At 76.1% G+C, this 17049-nt stretch carries 15 protein-coding genes; 8 read left to right on the forward strand and 7 right to left on the reverse strand.

The window, feature by feature from the left end:
* Nucleotides 1–327 precede the first annotated feature (327 nt).
* A complete protein-coding gene (locus tag ACWIZO_RS14120) occupies nucleotides 328–696 on the forward strand; it encodes a hypothetical protein (RefSeq protein WP_448638299.1) in 369 nt (122 codons plus the stop codon).
* Nucleotides 697–822: 126 nt separating this feature from the next.
* Here ACWIZO_RS14120 and ACWIZO_RS14125 read toward each other — a convergent pair whose 3' ends face one another.
* The 5 genes from ACWIZO_RS14125 to ACWIZO_RS14145 form a co-directional block, all read right to left on the reverse strand.
* Nucleotides 823–2394 carry an ATP-binding cassette domain-containing protein gene (locus tag ACWIZO_RS14125; RefSeq protein ID WP_448638300.1) on the reverse strand — a complete coding sequence of 524 codons (1572 nt, stop codon included), beginning with the start codon at nucleotides 2392–2394 and terminating at the stop codon, nucleotides 823–825.
* Nucleotides 2395–2549: 155 nt separating this feature from the next.
* The gene (locus ACWIZO_RS14130; RefSeq protein WP_448638301.1) at nucleotides 2550–2960 is read right to left on the reverse strand and encodes a globin; all 411 of its coding nucleotides are present in this window, start codon (nucleotides 2958–2960) and stop codon (nucleotides 2550–2552) included.
* Complete coding sequence (locus ACWIZO_RS14135; RefSeq protein WP_448638302.1) at nucleotides 2957–4249, reverse strand: MFS transporter; 1293 nt, start codon at nucleotides 4247–4249, stop codon at nucleotides 2957–2959. The genes ACWIZO_RS14130 and ACWIZO_RS14135 overlap by 4 nt, the downstream gene beginning before the upstream one ends.
* Complete coding sequence (locus tag ACWIZO_RS14140) at nucleotides 4246–5265, reverse strand: mechanosensitive ion channel family protein (RefSeq protein WP_448638303.1); 1020 nt, start codon at nucleotides 5263–5265, stop codon at nucleotides 4246–4248. Before ACWIZO_RS14140 ends, ACWIZO_RS14135 begins: the two co-directional genes overlap by 4 nt.
* A gap of 32 nt (nucleotides 5266–5297) precedes the next feature.
* A complete protein-coding gene (locus ACWIZO_RS14145) occupies nucleotides 5298–7493 on the reverse strand; it encodes a prolyl oligopeptidase family serine peptidase (RefSeq protein ID WP_448638304.1) in 2196 nt (731 codons plus the stop codon).
* 43 nt (nucleotides 7494–7536) lie between these two features.
* On the opposite strand from ACWIZO_RS14145, the gene ACWIZO_RS14150 reads away from it, so the two are divergent.
* From ACWIZO_RS14150 to ACWIZO_RS14165, 4 genes are all read left to right on the forward strand, one after another.
* Nucleotides 7537–8142 carry an HNH endonuclease gene (locus tag ACWIZO_RS14150; RefSeq protein ID WP_448638305.1) on the forward strand — a complete coding sequence of 202 codons (606 nt, stop codon included), beginning with the start codon at nucleotides 7537–7539 and terminating at the stop codon, nucleotides 8140–8142.
* Nucleotides 8143–8275: 133 nt separating this feature from the next.
* Nucleotides 8276–9136, forward strand: coding sequence for an SCO6745 family protein (locus tag ACWIZO_RS14155; protein WP_448638306.1), 861 nt, complete (start codon nucleotides 8276–8278; stop codon nucleotides 9134–9136).
* 300 nt (nucleotides 9137–9436) lie between these two features.
* The gene (locus tag ACWIZO_RS14160; RefSeq protein ID WP_448638307.1) at nucleotides 9437–10591 is read left to right on the forward strand and encodes a hypothetical protein; all 1155 of its coding nucleotides are present in this window, start codon (nucleotides 9437–9439) and stop codon (nucleotides 10589–10591) included.
* Complete coding sequence (locus ACWIZO_RS14165) at nucleotides 10591–11250, forward strand: class F sortase (RefSeq protein WP_448638308.1); 660 nt, start codon at nucleotides 10591–10593, stop codon at nucleotides 11248–11250. Before ACWIZO_RS14160 ends, ACWIZO_RS14165 begins: the two co-directional genes overlap by 1 nt.
* 63 nt (nucleotides 11251–11313) lie before the next feature.
* Here ACWIZO_RS14165 and kynU read toward each other — a convergent pair whose 3' ends face one another.
* Nucleotides 11314–12579, reverse strand: a complete 1266-nt coding sequence (gene kynU, locus ACWIZO_RS14170; RefSeq protein ID WP_448638309.1) for a kynureninase — start codon at nucleotides 12577–12579, stop codon at nucleotides 11314–11316.
* A 410-nt stretch (nucleotides 12580–12989) separates the two neighbouring features.
* Between kynU and ACWIZO_RS14175 the strand changes: the two genes are divergently transcribed.
* The 3 genes from ACWIZO_RS14175 to ACWIZO_RS14185 all read left to right on the forward strand — a co-directional run bounded on the left by ACWIZO_RS14175 (nucleotide 12990) and on the right by ACWIZO_RS14185 (nucleotide 14332).
* Nucleotides 12990–13214: a hypothetical protein gene (locus tag ACWIZO_RS14175; protein WP_448638310.1), complete on the forward strand. Its 225-nt coding sequence runs from the start codon at nucleotides 12990–12992 to the stop codon at nucleotides 13212–13214.
* A 212-nt stretch (nucleotides 13215–13426) separates the two neighbouring features.
* Nucleotides 13427–13819: an aa3-type cytochrome oxidase subunit CtaJ gene (gene ctaJ, locus ACWIZO_RS14180; protein WP_448638311.1), complete on the forward strand. Its 393-nt coding sequence runs from the start codon at nucleotides 13427–13429 to the stop codon at nucleotides 13817–13819.
* 60 nt (nucleotides 13820–13879) lie between these two features.
* Entirely contained in the window at nucleotides 13880–14332 is a 453-nt protein-coding gene (locus tag ACWIZO_RS14185) for a DUF5130 family protein (RefSeq protein WP_448638312.1), read from the forward strand.
* A 162-nt stretch (nucleotides 14333–14494) separates the two neighbouring features.
* On the opposite strand, the gene pepN is transcribed toward ACWIZO_RS14185, so the two are convergent.
* The gene (gene pepN, locus ACWIZO_RS14190) at nucleotides 14495–17047 is read right to left on the reverse strand and encodes an aminopeptidase N (RefSeq protein ID WP_448638313.1); all 2553 of its coding nucleotides are present in this window, start codon (nucleotides 17045–17047) and stop codon (nucleotides 14495–14497) included.
* Between the last annotated feature and the right edge of the window lie 2 nt (nucleotides 17048–17049).

Raw genomic sequence — 17049 nt, forward strand, 5'->3', positions numbered from 1 at the left:
CCGTGTTGTCTGGGGTCGCGGAGCCGCTCGGGGGAGGTGGGAGACGGCGTGGCAACCGGGTGGTGGGCGTCGTTCTGGTCCTGGGGGCGCACCGCACCGCAGGAGCTCCCGCCGGAGCTCCCGCCGCAGCCGCCGCGGGCACCGGACGGCGGGGCCCGTCCCGCGCCGGCGCCCGGTCCGCTCCCTCCCGACGCCGGGTCACCGGCGCCCCGCGACCGTCCCGTGCACGTCCAGACGTCCGGTCCGTCCGGTCGAGCCGGGTCGCACCCCGACCCGGTCCGCAGCAGCCCGCTGCGTCTTCCCCTCGAGACGACAGGAGCCCACTCCGTGGCATCACTCGACAACGTCATCGCCGACCTGCTCGCGATCGAGGGCGCCAGTGGCGCCGCGATCGTCGACATCGACAGCGGCATGGCCCTCGCGTCCGGCGGCACGCCCGGGTTCGACCTCAACGTGGCGGCCGCCGGCAACTCCAACGTGGTGCGGGCCAAGCTGCGCACCATCTCCGACCTCGAGCTCAAGGACGAGGTCGAGGACATCCTCATCACGCTGCAGGGCCAGTACCACCTGATCAACGTGCTCAAGGGCCAGGGCAACGCGGGCCTGTTCATCTACCTCGTGCTCAACCGGGTGACCGCCAACCTCGCGCTCGCCCGGCACAAGCTGCGCGCCGTCGCGGCCACCGTCAGCGTCTGAACAAGGACCCCTTGCCCCCCACCCCTCGCTGTCCCCCGCAAGCGGGAGGTACCCCCAGCTCGGCGCGGGCCCCGGCACGGGGGCCGCTCCAGGACGTCACCAGGTGGGGGGCAAGGGGGTCCTTCGTCAGGCCGCGGTGGTGGCGGCCTCGACGATCCGCGCCCGCACGGAGTCGACGGCCAGCTCCCGGGTGTCGATCCAGCGCGCGACGCGGCCCTCGGCCACGATGCCGACCCGGTCGCAGCACTCGGCCAGCTCGTCGGGGTCCACGGACACCACCACGACCGACGTCCCGTCCGCGGTCGCCTCGTCCAGCAGCCGGCGCACCTGGCGGCGGGCCCGCACGTCGAGCCCGCGGGTGGGCTCGTGCAGGACGACGACGTCGCGGGCCGAGGCCATCCACCGCGCCAGCGCGAGCTTGTGCCGGTCGCCGCCGGAGAGCGCGCCGACGACGGTGCGGATGCTCAGCGTCTTGACGTCGAGCTCGTGCACCGTGCGGATGACGCCGCGCAGGGTGGCGATCTCCTTGCGCACGTCGGTGAGCGCCCCCCACGCCTCCCGGGTGAGGGAGCGGGCGATCGTCTCGCCCGGGTCGACGCCGTAGGCGTCCTCGTCGGGGCGGTAGACCGGCAGTCGCAGCGGTCCGGTGTCGGCCGCGGGGTCCAGCGAGCGCGGCTCGCCGTGCAGCTCGATCTCGTCGGTGATCGCCGGGAACTCCCCGGACAGGGCGCCGGCGATCTCGCGGACGCCCGACGAGCGGTGCCCGGTCAGGCCGACCACCTCCCCGCGGCGCAGCACGAGGTCGACGCCCTCGACGCGGCCGGGCACCCGCAGGTTGCACACCCGCAGCGCCACCTCCTCCGACGGCGCCGGCCGGGCCGGCACCGGCGCGTCCTGCGGCGGGGCCGGTGCCTCCTCCCGCGGGGCCGCCGTGTCGTCCCGCGGGGCCGGCAGCGCGCTCACCGTCTCCCGGCGCACCGGGACCGACACCGGCTCGCCCACCGTCTCGGCGGCCAGCCGGACCGGGTCGAGCTGCGCGGCCGGGCTGTCCAGGGCGATCCGCCCGTCGCGCAGCACCAGCACCCGGTCGACCACCTCGAGCATCTCGGGCAGCCGGTGGCTGATGTAGAGCACGCCCCGGCCCTGCCGGCTCAGCCGCGCGGCCACGGCGTGCAGGCCGGTGACCTCCGAGGGCAGCAGCGCCGCCGACACCTCGTCGAGCACCACCAGCCGGGTGTCCTCGGCGAGCACGCGGGCGGTCTCGACCAGGCCGTGCACGAAGTGCGGCAGCTCGCCGACGAGGGTGTCCGGGTCGACGTCGAGGACCACCTCGGCGAGCAGCACCTGGGCCTGGCGGCGCAGCTCCTCCTGCGGGCGGCCGGCCTGCGGCGTGCCGCGGAAGACGGCCTGGGCGACGGTGAGGGCGGGGTCGATGCGGACCAGTTGCTCGACGACGCCGACGCCCTGGTGGCGGGCGTCCTGCGCCGAGAGCGGCGCGTAGGGGTGGCCCAGCAGCGTCATCCGCCCGCCGTCGGCCGCGGTGATCCCCGCGACGACGTCCCCGAGCGTCGACTTGCCCGCACCGTTGGTGCCGACGAGGCCGACAATCTCGCCCTCGGCGAGGGCGAAGGAGACGTCGCGCAGGACGCGCCGGGCCCCGAACGACTTGCTCAGACCCTCGACCTGGAGCAGCGTCATGGACCGGTGGACCTCCCCCGACGAGCCGCCGACCACGGGGTGGGCCGACCGTGCGTCCGCGTCGCCCCGCGACGCTGTGTCACGGGGTGGATGCTACCTGCGGGCGGCGGTGCCGGCTCCGCGACCAGGGGCGCGGCCGGCAGGGGGGTCCTGGCTCAGCGGCTCTCCATGCGGTTCTGCATGCTGCGGGCGGCCATCTCCATGTACCCCCACAGCGTGGCGTCCTGCTCCGCGGTCAGGTCGAGGGAGTCGACGGCGTCGCGCATGTGCCGCAGCCACGCGTCGCGCTCGGCCGGGCCGATGGCGAACGGCGCGTGCCGCATGCGCAGCCGCGGGTGCCCGCGCTGCTCCTGGTAGGTGGTGGGGCCGCCCCAGTACTGCTGCAGGAACATCCGCAGCCGCGTCTCGGCGCCCTCCCAGTCGTCCTGCGGGTACAGCGGCGCGAGGACCGGGTCGGACCGCACGCCGGTGTAGAAGCGGGCGACCAGCCGCCGGAAGGTCGGCTCGCCACCGACCTCCTCGTAGAAGGTCCGCGCCGAGGGCAGGGACCGGCTCGCCTCGCTCATGACACCGATGGTCCCGCAGCCGGGCCGTCCCCCGCCACGGCGGGCCGGGTGCGGACGAAGCCGAGCAGCGGCGGGACGACGGCGAGCAGGCCCAGCGCGCCGGCCACCGCGACGACGGCACCCGGCGGCACCTCCTCGGCCGCCAGCCCGGCGCCCAGCGCGCCGAGACCCTGGACCCCGTACAGGCCGCTGACGGCCACCCCGAAGGCCCGGCCGCGGTAGGCCGCCGGCACCGCCTGCACGAAGGAGACGTTGAGCGGGATCGTCCACGACGCCCCGAGCCCGGCCACGAACAGCAGGGCGACGACGAGCGCGTACGTCCCCCGCCCGGGCCCGGCGGCCACGGCGACCAGCCCGGCGAGCAGCACCGGCGCCAGCGACAGCGCCACCAGCACCGGCATCAGCCGCTCGCTGCGCGCCGTCCCCAGCAGCCGCGCGACCGCCAGCCCGCCGATGGTCACGCCCAGGGGGTTGGCCGCCAGCAGCAGGCCCAGCTGGGCGGGGCCCTCGCCGAGGGACGCGGTCAGCGGGACGGCGATGCCCTCGGCGGCGTTGGCGAACATCGTCCCGGTCCACAGCAGCCCGATGATCGACAGCAGGCGGGGCGTGCGGCCGATCAGCCGCAGCCCCTCGGCGGCGTCCCGCCACACCGACGACGGGCCCGCCGCGTCGTCCCCCGCCTCGGCCACCGGCGCCGGCCGGCGCTCGAGCGCGACGGCGAGCCAGGCCGCGGAGACGGCGAAGGTCGCCGCGTCGACCAGGAGCACCAGCGCGGGACTGAACACGGTGACCAGCGCGCCGGCGACGAGGAAGCCGATCACCTGTGCCACCTGCAGGCTCACGTTGGTCAGCGAGGTCGCGACCGTGTACCGCTCGCCCTCGAGGACGTCGGCCATGAGCGCCGAGCGGGCCGACTCGAACGGCGGGGCCAGCAGCGAGACCAGCAGCAGCAGGACCAGCAGCAGCACGAGCGGCATCCCGGGCACCGCCATGGCGGCGACCAGCACCGCGCGGGCGACGTCGCTGGCGACGAGCACCCGGTGCCGCGGGAACCGGTCGGCGACCGTCGCGAGCACCGGCCCGCCGACCGCCCACGGCAGGAAGCTCAGCGCGAAGGTCAGCGCCGACAGCAGCGGGGAGTCGGTGCGCAGGTAGACCAGCACCGTCAGCGCCACCCGGGCCAGCTCGTCGCCGATCGTGGAGAGCGTGTAGGTGCCGAACAGCGGGCGGAACTCCCGGACGGCGAAGACCTCGCCGAAGGTGGCCGGCCGGGTGCCCTCCTCGCTCACCGCGCACCCGCCGCGCTCGCCGGGGCCGCGCCGATCAGCGGCGGCGGGGTCCTGATGCCCTCGGCGACGAAGCGCTCCTTGAGCCGCATGCGCAGCTCCCGGCCGACCCGCCACTGGTCGGCGTTGGTCGAGCGCACCTGGACCCGCATGAACACGCCCTCCGCGGTGATCTGCTCGACGCCGAGGGACTCGGGCTCGGCCAGCAGCACCACGGTCCACTCGTCCTCGGCGTACATCTCGTCGGCGACCTCCTGCATCAGCCTGCGGCAGCGCTCGAGGTCGGTGTCGTGCGCGACCGGCATGTCGATGACCACCTGCGCGTAGCCCTGGCTCTTGTTGCCGACCCGCAGGATCTCGCCGTTGCGGGCGTACCAGACGACGCCGTTGACGTCGCGCAGCCGGGTGATCCGCAGGCCCACCGCCTCGACGGTGCCGCTGGCCTCGCCGAGGTCGACGACGTCGCCGACGCCGTACTGGTCCTCGAGGATGATCCCGATCCCGGCGATGAAGTCCTTGACCAGGTTCTGCGCGCCGAAGCCCAGGGCCACCCCGACGACGCCGGCGCTGGCCACGATCGGCGCCAGGTCGATGCCGAGCTCACCGAGCACCAGCACGACGGCGATGCCCAGGATCACGAAGGAGGCGAAGCTGCGCAGCACCGAGCCGATCGCCTCGGCCCGCTGGGTGCGGCGGGCGGCGGCCTGCTCCAGCGGGTCGCCCGGGCCGGTGGTGCGGCGCAGCGGCCGCAGGATCGTCGGCACCGCCCCGGTGGCGGTGCGGTCGGTCAGCCGCCGGACCGCCCGGTGCACCAGCAGCCGCACGACGGCGGCGAGGACGACGACCAGCAGGATCTTCGCCGGCTTCTCGATCAGCGCCTCGGCGTTGGTGGCCAGCCAGTCCAGGCCGGACAGCCCGTAGACCTTGGCGCACAGCGTGGTCGGGTCCTCGACGCACGCGGGGACGGAGTCGGCCAGGACGCCGTCGGCGGCGGCGAGCACGGAGGGTGAACCGTTCATCACTCCCCATCGTGTCAGGTCGGCGCGACCGGTCAGGGACCCGCCGCGCCCCAGCCCGACAGGCCGGTCGCGGCGGCGAGGAAGGCCAGCTGGTCGGCGGCCAGGCCCACGGTGCGGCTCACCGCCCGGGCTCCGTGGCCCACCGACGTCTCCCGGCGCAGCACGACCGGCGCCGTGGCGGCCGGTGTGGCCGTGGCGGCCTGCAGCGCGGCGGCCAGCTTGCGGGCGTGCAGCGGGTCGACCCGGGTGTCGGACTCGAACGTCGTGAACAGCGTCGCCGGGTAGGCGGTGCCCTCCCGGACCGCGTGGTACGGCGAGTAGCCCAGCAGCCAGCCGAGCTCGACCGGGTCCTCGGCGGTGCCGTACTCGTCGTTCCAGGTGCGACCGAGCCCGAAGCGCTCGTAGCGGACCATGTCCAGCAGCGGGGCACTGCAGACGACGCCCGCGGCGAGGTCGGGCCGCTGCGTCAGGGTGGCGCCCACCAGCAGGCCGCCGTTGGAGCCGCCCATCACGGCCAGCTGCGCGGACGTCGTCCAGCCCTGCGCCACCAGGTGCTCGGCGGCCGCGGCGAAGTCGTCGAACACGTTCTGCTTGCGCTCGCGCATCCCCGCGCGGTGCCACTGCTCGCCGTGCTCGGAGCCGCCGCGCAGGTTGGCCACCGCCCACACCCCGCCGGCGGCGACCCAGGCCAGCGCCTGCGCCGAGTACGACGGCGTCAGCGCGACGTCGAAGCCGCCGTAGCCGTAGAGGACCGCCGGGCGCGGGGTGTCCGGCGTGCCGGTGGCCGACAGGACGAACAGGTGCACCGGCGTCCCGTCGGCCGACGTCGCGTGCGTCTCGACGACGGTGACCGCCGGCGTCTCGCCGGCCACCGGCGCGCGCTCCTCCGGTGTCAGGGTCTCCGGCGTCGCGGCGTCCCAGCGCAGCACCGAGGGCGGGGTGGCGTGGTCGGTCCAGCCGACCCACGCGCTGGTGCCGCCCTCCGGGGGCGCGCTGACGCCCGAGACGCTGCCCACGCCGGGGCCGGCGACGTCGGTCAGCCGTCCCGAGCCGTCCCCGGCCCACACCGAGAGCCGGTCGGTGGCGTCCACGGAGTGGACGGCCAGCACCTGCAGCCACCCCTCCGGGTCGTCGACGAGGGCCACGTCGGAGAGGACGCCGTCGGCCTGCTCGGGGACGACGTCGCGCCACGCCTCCGGCGCCCAGGTCGCGGGGTCGGCCGGGTCGGCGACGGCCAGCCGCCAGCGCGGGGTGCCGCGGTCGCTCATCAGCCACAGCCGGCCGTCGCGGGCCACCCACGCCGCGGTCTGCGCGTCGACGCCGACCTGCAGCTCGCGCAGGGCGCCGTCCCCGCCGAGGTCGGCCAGCCAGACGTCGTCGCGCGGGGCGGTGCCGGCCGAGGCGGACACGACCAGCCAGCGGCCGTCGGCGCTGGTGCGCACGCCGTAGTAGTTGGTCGGGTCGAGCCCCTCCCCGTGCACGAGGACGTCGCCGTCGGGGTCGGCGCCGACCCGGTGGCGCCACACCCGCCGGTGGAACTGCTCCTCGCCGGCGGGCACCTGGTCCGGTGCGAGCCGGCGGACGTAGAACAGCTCCTCGCCGCCGGGCAGCCAGGCGACGGGGGAGTAGCGGCAGCGGTCGACCGGCCCGTCGAGCTGCTCGCCGGTGGCGACGTCGAGGACGTGCAGCCGCGACTCCTCGTCGCCGCCGGTGGAGAGCTGGTAGGCCAGCCGGCCGCCCTCCCAGGACGGCGACCAGGCGTCGAGCGTCGTCGTCCCCGAGGGGTCCACGGCCATGGGGTCGACCAGCACCCGCACGGTGCCGTCGGTCTCGCGGACCCGCAGGACGGCGTGCTCCTGGCCGGGGTCGCGGCGGGTGGAGAAGGCCCGCCCGCCGCGGTGCACCGGCACCCCGACCGCGCCGGCGTGGACCAGCTGCTCGAGGCGGGCGGCGAGGTCGGCCCGCAGGGGGAGCGCGCCGAGGACGTCGGCGGCGAGGGCGTCCTCGGCGGCGGTCCACGCCTGCGTGCGCGGGTCGTCGGGGTCCTCGAGCCAGCGGTAGGGGTCGGCCACGCGGTGGCCGTGCAGGTCCTCGACCAGGTCGAGCTTCTCGGCGTCGGGGTAGCGCACCCGGTCCACCGTAACGGCGGCCGCGGCGCCCCCGCCGACGTGCGCCCGGCCTCCCGCGCGCGCCGGAGCGCCCGTCCAGGGCAGGATGGAGGAGCTCACGGGCCGCCCCGGTACGGCGGTCCGGGGCGACCGGAGGTGATCCGTGCCGCGTTCCGCGCCCGGGTCGGTCGAGGGCCACCCAGGTCCGCGCCGCGACCCCGTCCCACACGTCCGGCTGCCGGTGCCCTCGTCTGGCACCACGGCAGCCACGCTGCTGCTCAACGCCACCTACGAGCCGCTGTGCGTGGTCTCCAGCCGCCGCGCCATCGTGCTGGTCCTCGCCGAGAAGGCCGAGCCCGTCGACACCGCCGCGGAGGTCGTGCACGCCGAGCGGGTCAGCCTCGCCGTCCCCGTGGTCGTCCGGCTGACGCGGTACGTGCGGGTGCCCTTCCCCGCCCAGGTGCCCCTGTCGCGCCGCGCGGTGTTCACCCGCGACGGGCAGACCTGCGTCTACTGCGGGAGCTCGGCCACGAGCATCGACCACGTCGTGCCCCGCAGCCGCGGCGGGACGCACACCTGGGACAACGTGGTGGCCGCCTGCCGCCGGTGCAACCACACCAAGGCCGACCGGTCGCTGGCCGAGCTGGGCTGGAAGCTGCCGCACCCGCCCCGGACGCCCAGCGGTGCGGCCTGGCGGCTGCTCGGCGCGCGCAGCGTCGACCCGCGCTGGCGGGAGTGGCTCGGCGTACCCGAGAGCGTGTCGGCGTGAGGAAGGACCCCGCTGCCCCCCATGAAGGACCTCCCTGCCCCCCGCCGCTCGCAGGCTCGCGTCGGGCCCCTGCAGGCAGGCCGGTAGAGGCTCGCGGCGGGCCCCTGCAGCGGGGCCGTCGAGAGGATGGCGCATGACATCTCCCGCCACGGCGCGGCGGCTGTGGGCGCTGGGTGAGCCGTTCCACGCCCTCACCTACTTCGCCGACGAGACGCGGACCGCGGGGGAGGCCGTCGGGCTCAGCGGCTTCTGGTCGGTCTACTTCGCCCTGCGCGCGGCGCCCCTCGGGCCGATCGGACCGGAGGTCGTGACGGCGACCTTCTACAACTTCGCGCCCGGCTTCGTCGCCCGCCGGGTGCCGGCGGTGTGGTCGTCGGTGACGCCGGCCGCCGCGCTGGAGGCCCGCCTGGCCGGGGTGGACGCCGCCGTGCACCGGGTGCTGGGGGAGTGGGCGGCCTCGGCCGAGGCGGCGGAGGCCGCCGAGCTGGCCGGGGTCGCGGCGCGGGCGGTGGACCAGCCCGGGCGGCCGCTGGCGGCCGCCAACGCCGGGCTCGACCTGCCCGCCGAGCCGCACCTGGCGCTGTGGCAGGCACTCACGACGCTGCGGGAGCACCGCGGGGACGGGCACACCGCGGCGCTGCTCGGGCGCGAGGTGTCCGGCGCCGCCGCGCACGTGCTGGCGGCGGCCGCGGGGCGCACCGACCGGGAGTGGCTGCAGCGCGCCCGCGGGTGGGACGACGAGGCGTGGGCGGCGGCGGCCGAGGAGCTGTCCGGCCGCGGCTGGCTGGACGGCGAGGAGCTCAGCGCGGAGGGCCTGGCGATGGTGACGGCCATCGAGGCCGACACCGACCGGCTGGCGCTCGGGCCGTGGCGGGCGCTGGGAGACACCGGCTGCGACCGGCTGGCCGAGCTGCTGGCCCCGCTGCGCCGGGCCGTCGTCACCGCCGGGCTCTTCCCCGACCGCAACCCGATCGGCGTCCCCGACCCGACGTGACCTGACCCGGGGTGAGTCGGGCACGGGACCGGACGCGCCGGCGAGCCGATCGGCAGGAGTCGCCGAGGCGTCCGCGACGGGGCCGCGGCACCGTCGTCGGGATCTGCGGGCCCGGGGCGTCGCAGGGCCGCGCGACCGGCAACTCCTGACCAACCGACGGTGCCCAGATCACACGGGGGTCACGCCAGGTCACACGCGTCCCGTCATGCGTGTCGGCTCCTCACGTGCACCGGTCGGTGTCGTTACGTTCCCGCGGCAGTCAGCGCCGTCGGGGCGCTGCGGTCGCCGGAAGGTGTCCCCATGTCCAGCTCCACCCCCTCCCGCCGGCCGCAGGTGCAGCGCTTCGGCCTCGCCGGCGTCGGCACCGCCGTGCTGCTCGTGGCGATCGCGTCCCCCGCCGGCGCCGCGACCGACGTCGTCATCCCCCTCGCGCCGACCCAGGTCGTGCTGTTCTCCAACCCGGTCGAGAACAGCGGCGCGGTCCCCCTGGACCCCTCGGCCGACCCGGCCGCTCCCACGCCGGTGCCGGTCGAGTACACCGGCTCGCTCACCGTGGACCTGCCCGCCGGGCTCGACAGCTCCGCCGTCGAGGCCGACCTGGTCTTCGACGACGACGGCGACGGCAACCCGGAGGCGGTCTACTCCTCCACGGCGGCGCCCCTCGACCCCATGTTGCTGAGCGTGACCGGTGAGGGCACCAGCAGCATCACCGTCACCCTGCCGGCCGACGACCCGACGGTCGGCGACGACGCCGTCCTGGTCCTCGAGCCCCTCACCACGACGTACGACCCCGACGTCTTCACCTTCGTCGACCCGGTGGCCTACGACCTGACCCTCTCCGCTCCCGCCGACCCCCTCGCGCCGGCCGCGGTGACCGTCGAGCCGGCGCTGGTCGCCCTCGCGTCGGTGCCCTGCCCGCTGAGCTCCACCACGCCGTGCCCGGTCGCGGTGACCGCCGGTGCGAACCTCGTCCTCGACCTGACCGCGGACTCCGCTCTCCGGGAGCTCGGCCTGACCGACCTGACCGGTGTCCAGGTGGCGGTGCAGAGCATCGACGACCCCGACGCCGACCCGGTGCTGCTCGACGTCCGGGTGAGCGGCTCCACGGCCACGGCGACCGTGCCGGCCGGACTGGCCGCCGGTTCCTACGGCCTCGTCCTCGGCCAGCCGTTCGCGTCGGGTCTGTCGATCGTAGTCGCGGAGCTCGCCGTGTCTGCCCCGGCCGGGACGCCGGCCGCGGCGCCGACCACCGCGGCACCGAGCACCCAGGCCGTCGTCGCCAACACCGGCCTGCGCTCCAACACCGGCGTCGTCGCCTCGGCCGAGACCGGCTCCACCGGTAGCGGCACCGTCGCCGCGGGGGCCGGCCTGCTGCTCCTCGCCGGTGCCGGCGGCGTCGCCGTCGCCCGCACGCGCCGCCGTCCGGCGGTCGGGACCGGGACGGGCGAGGCCTGATGCGACCGGGGCGGCGCACCGCCGCGACCGCGGCGGTCGCCGCCCTCGGGATCGGCGGGAGCGCGCTGCTCGCCGTCGGCCTGACCGACGGCTGGCAGCCGGCCGCGGCCACCGGGTCCTCCGCCCCGGTGGCCGCGGCCGGCGCCCCGGTGGCCGAGCCGGCGCAGCCGACGCTGCCACCCGAGGGGACGACGCTGCCCACGCCGTCGTCGGACGTGCACGTGCGCGTCCCGGCGGTGGGCCTGGACCTGCCCGTGCTGCCGCTCACCCCGCGGGCCGGCGTCATCAACCCGCCGACCCTGACCGCGGCCTACTGGATCGAGCCCTACGGCTCCCCGGTCGGCTCGGCGGGGGAGGCCGACAACACCCTCTACCTCGCCGCCCACTCGACCGGCACCGGCGACTACGGCTTCGACACCCTCGTGGACGACGGCGCCTCCGGGAGCAGCCTCATCCCCGGCGACGTGGTCGAGGTGAGCACCCCCGAGGGCACCGTCGACTACACCGTCGAGCGGACCGAGCGCGTGGCCAAGGGGGAGCTGCCCGACGCCGCCGACGTGTGGGAGGCCGTGCCGGGGCGGCTGGTGCTCGTCACCTGCTTCCAGCGCGACACCACGCACGCGGCCACCGAGAACCTCGTCGTCTTCGCCCGGTCCTGACACGGCCCCGCTGCAGGGGCCCGCTGCGAGCTCGCGAGTGGTGGGGGGCAGTGGGGTCCCTGATCAGGTGACGCGGGCGCGCTCCTCGGGGTAGGCGGTCCAGCCGCCGTCCTCGAGCAGGGCGCGGAACCGGTCGACGGAGTCCCAGACGTCGACGAAGCGGGTGTAGAGCGGCGCCGGACCGAGGCGGACGCGGTCGGGCGTGCGGAAGTCGGGGACGACGCCGCGGTCGACCAGCGCCTGGGTCAGCTGCCACGCCGCGGGGTGCGCCAGCGTGACGTGCGCACCGCGCCGGGCGGGGTCGCGCGGGCTGGCCAGCGTCACGCCGTGCGGCACCAGCCGGGCGTCGGCGAGCGCGACCAGCAGACCCGACAGCGCCCGTCCCTTGGCGGCCAGCCGGTCGACGCCGGCCTCCGCGACCAGCCGCACGCCCACCTCCACCGCGGCCGCGGCGAGCACCGGCGGCGTCCCGACGGCGAACCGCCCGATCCCCGGCACCGGGTCGTAGGCCGGGCCCATGGCGAACTGGTCGCGCTGGCCGAACCAGCCCCAGATCGGCTGGCGCAGCGACTCCTGCAGCTCCCGCCGCACGTACAGGAACGCCGGCGCCCCCGGCCCGCCGCCCAGGTACTTGTAGGTGCAGCCGACGGCGAGGTCGATCCCGTTCGCGGCCAGGTCCAGCGACACCGCGCCGGCGGCGTGCGAGAGGTCCCACAGCACCAGCGCGCCGGCCGCGCGGGCCGCCGCCGTCACCGCCGCGACGTCGGCCAGCGCGCCTGAGCGGTAGGCCACCGCCGACAGCACGATGACGGCGACGCGGTCGTCCAGGGCGCCGGCGAGCACGGCCGGGTCGAGCCCCTCGTCGACGTCGGCCGGCACCTCGCGCACGGTCAGGCCGCGGGCGGCGGCGACGCCGGCGACGACGTAGCGGTCGGTGGGGAAGTCGTCGGCGCAGCACACCAGCACGTCGCGGCCCGGCCGCGCGTCCGCGGCGGCGACCAGCAGCTTGTAGAGGTCGACCGAGGTGGAGTCGGCCAGCAGGACCTCACCGGACCGCGCGCCCAGGACGCCGGTGCCGATCAGGTCGCCGACGCGGGTGCCGACGTCGATCCACCCCGCCCACGACCCGACCAGCCCGCGGCCCCACTCATGCTCGGCCACCCGGGCCAGCGCGGCCGGCGTCTCCCGCGGCATCCGGCCCAGCGAGTTGCCGTCGAGGTACAGCAGCCGGTCGGGGCCGTCGTCGTCGGTGCCGGCGAAGCGGGTGCGGTACCCGGCCAGCGGGTCGGCGGCGTCCAGGGCCTCGGCGGCGGCGCGGGAGAGGTCCACGGCCCCTGTCTACCGGTCCTACACCCGGGCACCGATCTGCTGACGACGGTCACCGATGCGACGCGCCGTGTCACCTGCCTCCCCAAGGGGGCGCGGACCCCCTGCACAGCGTGTCGCCGCCCCTCACCCCGCTCCGGAGGAACCGTGCTGCGCCGACTGCTGCCCGCCGTCCTGCTCGCCCTGACCCTGCCGGTCCTGCCCGCCCCGGCACCGGCAGCACACACCGGCCCGCCGGTCACCGAGGCGCGGTTCACCAGCTACAGCGGTGGGCTGAGGTCCCCCTCCCCGACGGCCGGGTCGCGAGCGTCTCACTCGGCCGGTGGCTCCAGGAGGCGTCGGTCGTCGACGTCCCGGTGTCGCTGGGCAGTCGGTCCTGGAGCCCCGGCGGCTCCGCGTGGACCCAGGAGCACGTGACGGTCTCGCTGGCCGTCACCGGCACCGGTGAGCTGGTCCGCGGGGTCTCCCACGGCGACCGGTGCGGCGACGGCAGCACCCCGTGCCTGGACCCGCTGCGGCGCGACGCCACCCGCACCGCCGACGTGGTGCTGCGGCCGGGCGAGCTGACCGGCACGGCCACCGGCACGATGAGCCGCGGGGACTCCGTCGACGTCCACCGCACCCCCACCGGCGGCTGAGCGCCCGCGGTGGGTCCCGCGCAGGAGCCGGCGTCCGGACGGCGGCGGCCTGGGCGGACCCACCCAGCCGGTGCGTCGGGGGACCTGCGGACGATGCCAGGCCGATCGCGCTGTCGGCCCGGCCGGAGGAGGCCCGGCGAGGGGCGCGACACCGCCCGCCGGGTCGGGACGCGCACGCATGACGGAGGGCCCCGGACGGTAGGTTGTGGGACGTGACCGTCGTCGAGACCCTGCTCGTCTTCGTGGGCGCCCCGCTGGCAGTCTTCGTCCTGCTGTGGGCACTGACCTACCTGCCCGGCGGACGGCAGCGCAACGGCGTCCGGTACAAGCCCGGGCAGTCCTGGGACCACGAGCCGGTCTGGTACGAGCCGCAGCCCGAGGGCGCCCCCCAGCACACCGCGGGCGAGGGCGACACCCAGGCCGTCGGGTCCTCGCTGTACGGCGAGCCCGCGGCCCTCGGCTCCTCGTCGTCCCCGGACGGGGCGGCCGCCCGGGTCGGCGCGCGCATGCTGACCGCCGGGGCGCAGGGCGCCACCGCGATCTCGGCCGGCGCGTCCACCCCGGCCTCCGTCGGCCCGCTCGGCGGCGCCCGCGGGACCTGGTGACCGCAGCGCGATGACCCTCTCGACCACCCTGCACACCCCGAGCGCCCCCGGAGGCCGGCGATGACGCGCGTCCTGCACGCCGAACCCCACGACACGGGGACGAAGGAGACCCTGCCCAACCGGGCCGACGAGGGCTACGACTCGACGTTCAGCTACCGGGAGCTGGCCCGGCTCGACGAGGCGCTCACCATGTCCTCGCGCGAGACCGGCCTGCGGTTCACGCTCTACATCGGCGACCTCGGAGCGCAGACCCGCATCCGCGCCGAGGAGCTGCACGCCCGCGGCGGCGACCCGGCCGACTCCGTGCTGCTGGCCATCTCGCCGGGGCAGCGCGTCGTCGAGGTGGTCACCGGTCCCTCGGCGGCCCGCCGGCTGCCCGACCGCGCCTGCGCCCTGGCGGTCCTGTCGATGACCAACTCCTTCGCCGCGGGCGACCTCGTGGGTGGCATCGTCAACGGTCTGCGACAGCTGTCCGACCAGGCCGGCCACCCCCGGGGCCTGCACACCCACTGAGGGTCGGGCGCACCGACCCCTCGACCGCCGAGGACCCCGGCCGGACCCGTCGTCCGGCCGGGGTCCTCCGCGTCCGGGCGGCCCCTGCAGTCGGCCCGGGCCGGGGCGGGGGGACGACGGGGCCCGGGAGGACGGCGTCCTCCCGGGCCCGCGCGCCCGGCGTCAGCCCGCGGCGGCGTCCCGCTGCCGGTTGCGCAGCGCCCGGGCGATGCCGTCGCGGCCCTCGCTGATCAGCCGGCGCAGCGGAGCGGGGTGCTCCTCCCCGGCCAGCCACGCGTCGGCCGCCGCCAGCGTGCGCTGCTCGACCACCGGCGGGAACAGGTACTGGACGGCGTTCTTGGCGATCTCGCCCGGCCGCCGCTCCCACATCGGGCCGATCTCGGCGAAGTAGCGGTCGACGTAGCCGGCGGTGAGCTCCCGCTGCGCGGGGTGCCAGAAGCCGGCCACCAGCGCCTCGTGGACGGCGTTCGGGATCTCCATGTCGTGGAAGGCGTGCTGCCACGCCTCCTCCTTGGCCTCCGCCGTCGGCCGCAGCGCCCGCGCGGTCGCGGCGCGGCGCACGCCGGTGGCGGTGGCGTCGCGCTCGGCCTCGGCGTCGATCTCCGCGTCGCCGGCCGCGCCGATCGCCACCAGGCCGTTGAGGAAGGCCCACCGCGCGTCGGCGTCGACCGCCAGGCCCTCGACCACCCGCGAGCCGTCGAGCAGCCCGCGCAGCACCGCGGCGTGCTCCTCGGTGCGGGCGGCCGCGGCCAGCGTGCGCGACCACTGCAGCTGCGCGTCGCTGCCCGGTTCGGCCGACTCCAGCGCCTGCAGCGCCGCATCGGCCAGCGCCGTCCAGCCGGTCCCGTCGGCCCAGGCCGGGTCGGCGTAGGAGGTCAGCGCCGTCTGCACCCGGGCCAGCAGGGACTGCACCACGCTGGTCTCGGTCTCGGCGTCGACGCCGGCCAGCACCAGCTGCACCCACTCGCGGGCGGGCAGCTCGGCGTCGCGGGTCATGTCCCAAGCCGCCGCCCAGCACAGCGCCCGGGGCAGCGAGTCGGGGATCGTGCCGATCGAGGTGCGCAGCGTCGCCAGCGAGCGCTCGTCGAGACGCAGCTTGGCGTAGGTGAGGTCGTCGTCGTTGACCAGCACCAGGTCGGCCGCCGGGTGGCCGACCAGCTCGGCGACCTCCGTGCGGGCGCCGTCGACGTCGAGCTCCACCCGCGTGGTGCGGGTCAGCCCGTCGGGCCCGCGGTCGTAGAGGCCCACGGCGAGGCGGTGCCGGCGCAGCACCGGGTGCTCGGGGACGGCGGTCTGCTCGATCGCGAAGGAGGCGTACCGGCCGTCCTCGGTCAGCTCGTACACCGGCCGCAGGGTGTTGACCTGGCTGGTCTGCAGCCACTGCGCCGACCACTCGGTGAGGTCGCGGCCGGTGGCCTCCGACAGCGGGTCGAGCAGGTCGGCCAGCGTGGTGTTGCCGTACTCGTGGTCGCGGAAGTACTGCCGGATGCCGGCGAGGAACTCCTCACGGCCGACGTAGGCGACCAGCTGCTTGAGCACCGAGGCGCCCTTGGCGTAGGTGATCCCGTCGAAGTTCACCTCGACGGCGGCCACGTCGACCATGTCGGCGGCGATCGGGTGCGTCGAGGGCAGCTGGTCCTGCGCGTAGGCCCACGCCTTCTCCGTGTTGGCGAACGTCGTCCACGCGGTCGTGTACTCGGTGGCCTCGGCCTGGCACAGCGTGGAGATGTAGGTGGCGAAGGACTCGTTGAGCCACAGGTCGTCCCACCAGCGCATGGTCACCAGGTCGCCGAACCACATGTGCGCCAGCTCGTGCAGCACCGTCTCCGCGCGCCGCTCGTACCGGGCCCGGCTGGTCCGTGAGCGGAAGACGTAGTCCTCGAGGATGGTGACCGCGCCGGCGTTCTCCATCGCCCCGGCGTTGAACTCGGGCACGAAGAGCTGGTCGTACTTGTCGAACGGGTACGGGTAGTCGAAGACCCGGTGGTAGAAGTCGAAGCCCTGCTTGGTCACCCGGAACAGCTCCTCGGGGTCGAGGTGCTCGACCAGCGACGCCCGGCAGTACAGGGCCAGCGGGATGTCCTCGTGGACGTCGGTCACCCGCGCGTAGGGCCCGGCGACCAGCGCCGCCAGGTAGGTCGACAGGCGCTTGGTGGGCTCGAAGTGCACCAGCTGCGAGCCGCCCGGGCCGGCCTCGATGCTCCGTCCGCCGGTGTTGGAGACGACCTGCCAGTCGAAGGGCGCCACCACGTGCACCGTGTGCGTGCCCTTGAGGTCGGGCTGGTCGAAGCAGGCGAACACCCGCTTGGCGTCGGCCGGCTCGAACTGCGTGTAGAGGTAGACCTGACCGTCCTCGGGGTCCTCGAAGCGGTGCAGGCCCTCGCCGGAGTTGGAGTACCGGCAGTCGGCGACGACCTCGAGGGTGTTGTCGGCGGCGAGGTCGGGCAGCGGCAGGCCGCCCTCCTCGGTGTAGGTGGCGACGTCGAGCGGCACCCCGTTGAGCGTGGCCGAGTGCACCTGCTCGGCGACCAGGTCGATGAACGAGCTCGCGCCCGGCTCGCGGCAGGTGAAGCGCACCGTCGTCGTCGAGGCGAAGGTGCCCGTGCCGGGGCGGCCGGCGCCGTCGGTGAGGTCGAGGGAGAGGTCGTAGCTGTCGACGGCCAGGAGCCGTGCGCGGGCGGCGGCGTCGTCGCGGGTCAGGTTGGGTACGGCCACGC

The sequence above is a fragment of the Geodermatophilus sp. URMC 63 genome, assembly GCF_053502565.1.